Origin of the sequence: Streptomyces lancefieldiae, assembly GCF_031845825.1 — a bacterium.
In the GTDB taxonomy this organism is placed as follows: domain Bacteria; phylum Actinomycetota; class Actinomycetes; order Streptomycetales; family Streptomycetaceae; genus Streptomyces; species Streptomyces lancefieldiae.
The window spans coordinates 1-3059 of the sequence record NZ_JAVRFH010000164.1 but is presented as its reverse complement, the minus strand read 5'-3'; the positions used below and the strand labels follow the sequence as shown (position 1 = coordinate 3059).

At 75.9% G+C, this 3059-nt stretch carries 1 protein-coding gene; it reads right to left on the bottom strand.

Features of this window, described 5'->3' with window-relative positions; all coding sequences use genetic code 11:
* A partial coding sequence (locus RM812_RS41200; RefSeq protein ID WP_311586012.1) for a type I polyketide synthase occupies positions 1–2973 on the bottom strand: 2973 nt, incomplete at its 3' end.
* Positions 2974–3059: the final 86 nt, after the last annotated feature.

Sequence of the window (3059 nt, the reverse complement as noted above, 5' to 3'; positions counted from 1 at the left end):
GACCCCCGGCTCCGGGTCGTAGATCCCCTCCACGTCCCACCCCCGGTCGTCCGGGAACCCGCCGATCGCGTCCACCCCGCCCGCGACCAGCTCCCACAGATCCTCCGGCGACCGCACCCCACCCGGAAAACGGCAGCTCATACCAACGATCACGACGGGGTCGTCCGCCGTGTCGCTCTTCCGCACGGGCACGGAGACGGCGGTGGGGGCCGGCTCCGGCCCGCCCGGGGCCAGCTTCTGGTGGAGCAGTTCCGCGATGGCCGCCGGCGTGGGGTGGTCGAAGACGAGGGTGGCCGGGAGCTTGAGCCCGGTCGTCCGGCTGAGCCGGTTGCGCAGTTCCACGGCGGCGAGCGAGTCGAGACCCAACTCCTTGAGCGGGCGCCCCGGCTTGATCAACTCGGTGCCGCCGTGGCCGAGGACCGAGGCGATCTGGCCGCGTACCGACTCCAGCAGGTGTTCCCGCTGCTCCGCCTCGGTCATCGCGGCGAAGGCCGTGTCCAGGGCGCGTGCCGGCGCGGTCCCGCCCGCGACGGCGGTCCGCCGGGCGGGAGCCGGGGCCAGGGCCGCCAGGATCCGGGGCAGTTCGGCACCGCGGGCGCGCAGCGCCACGGCGTCCAGCCGCATCGGCAGCAGGAACGCGTCCGGGGAGCGGAGCGCCGCGTCGAACAGGGCCAGGCCCTGCTCCTCCGTCAGCCCGAGGTCGCCGGAGCGTGCCATACGGGCCAGGTCCGCTTCGCCCAGGTGACCGGTCAGGCCGCTGCGCTGCTTCCACAGACCCCAGGCGAGGGAGTGGGCCGGCAGGCCCTGGGCCCTCCGGTGGGCGGCGAGGCCGTCCAGGAAGGTGTTCGCGGCGGCGTAGTTGCCCTGTCCGGGGCCGTCGACCGTGCCGGCCATCGAGGAGTAGAGCACGAAGGCGGCGAGCGGAAGGTCCCGCGTCAGCTCGTGCAGATGCCAGGCGGCGTCGGCCTTGGGGCGCAGGACGGAGGTCATCCGCTCGGCGGTGAGCGAGGGGAGGGTCCCGTCGTCCAGGACGCCGGCGGTGTGCACCACCGCGGTGAGCGGGTGGTCGGCGGGTATCGCCGCCAGCACCCTGCTCAGCGCCTCCCGGTCGGAGGCGTCGGCCGCGGTGAGCACCACCTCGGCGCCGAGCGCGGTGAGTTCGTCGCGCAGTGCGGTGGCACCGGGCGCCTCCTCTCCCCGGCGGCTGAGCAGCACCAGCCGCCGTACACCGTGGCCGGTTACCAGGTGCCGGGCGACCAGTGCGCCGAGCACCCCGGTGCCGCCGGTGACCAGCGCGGTGCCCTCGGGGTCCAGCGGCCGGTGGGTGCCGGCGGGCGGCGGGGTGGCGCGTACGACCCGGGGTGCGATCAGCCGCCCGTCACGCAACGCCAGTTGGGGCTCGCCGGCGTCCATGGCGCCGAGCAGGTCGGCGGTCAGCCGGTCGGCGGACGGCAGCGGGCCGTCGTCGAGGTCCAGCAGGGTGAACCGGCCGGGCTCCTCCGCCTGGACGGACCTCAGCAGGCCCCACGCGGCGGCCGCGGCGAGGTCGGTGACGTCGTCCTCGTCCCGGGCGGCGACCGCACCCCGGGTGACGACCAGCAGCCGTCCGGCGGCGTGCCGTTCGTCGAGGGACCAGCGCTGGACCTGCGCCAGCAGGGAGGGCAGGAGCCGGTGCACCGCGTCCCTCGGCGACCGTGTCCGGTCACCGCGGACGGCGAGCAGCCCGAGCACCGCCCCTTCTCCCACGGCGTCGGCGGGCCGTGCACCCAGGACCTCGGCGAGGCCGAACGGGTCGGTGCCGTACTCCCCGTCGCCCACCTGGATCCATTCCTCGGCGGCGGTGGCGGGTACGGCCGGGACGGCGCGCTGCGGCGGCTGCCACTCCAGGGTGAACAGGGCACCCGACACGTCACCGCCCGTCAGTTCCCGGCTCGGTACGACACGGATCCGGAGGGAGTCGACGGAGGCGGCCGGCGCCCCGGTGGTGTCGGCCAGCTCCAGCGCGAGGGCGTCCGTGCCGACCCGCCGGAGCCGCACCCGTACGGTCGCGGCCTCGGCGGCGTGCAGGGTGACGCCGTTCCAGGCGAACGGGATGCCCACCTGCCCGGGCGGTGGCGGGACGACCAGTCCGGCGATGTCCGCCGCCTGCACGGCGGCGTCCAGGACCGCCGGATGGAGCCCGAACCCGGTGGTGGCCGTCTCCTCGGGCAGGGAGACCTCCGCGTAGACCTCCTCCGGCGCACCGGAGGCGCCGGGGACGCTCCAGACCGCGCGGACCCCCTGGAAGACGGGGCCGTAGTGGTAGCCCTGGGCCGCGAGGGCGTCGTAGGCGCCGGTGACCTCGACCGCCCGGGCGCCGGGCGGGGGCCAGGCGGTGAGGGGGGCCGGCGGTGGCGGGGCCGCCGCGGTGAGCCGCCCGGAGGCGTGTGTGGTCCAGGGCTCGTCCGGGAGGGCGTGCTCCGGGCGGGAGTAGACGGTGAGTGTGCGGAAGCCGTCGGCGTCCGCCTCGCGGACCACGACCTGGAGTGCCACGCCGGTGTCGGCGGGCAGCGTCAGGGGTGCGAGGAGGGTGAGTTCGTCGAGGCTTTGGGCGCCGACCTGGTCGCCGGCCCGGACGGCCAGTTCCACGAAGCCGGTGCCGGGGAACAGCGGGGTGCCCTCGATGGCGTGGTCGGCGAGCCAGGGGTGGCTGCGCAGGTCGAGTCGCCCGGTGAAGGCGACGGCGTCGCCCTCGGCGAGCGGGACGGCGGCGCCCAGCAGGGGGTGGCCGGTGGCGGTGAGGCCGACAGAGGCCACGTCGCCGCTCCTGCCCGGAGCGGGGTCCAGCCAGTAGCGCGCGCGTTGGAAGGGGTACGTGGGCAGGTCCGGTGCGGCCGTCGGGGTCGCGGCCCGCGCGGTTGTCCCGTCCCGGTCCCCTGCGGAGATCACCGCCTTCCAGTCGATGTCGACGCCCGCGGCCCACAACTCCCCCACCGAACGCAGAACCCGACCCCAACCCCCCTCACCCCGACGCAGAGTCCCCACCACCACACCCTCCACACCCACACCCTCCAACACAC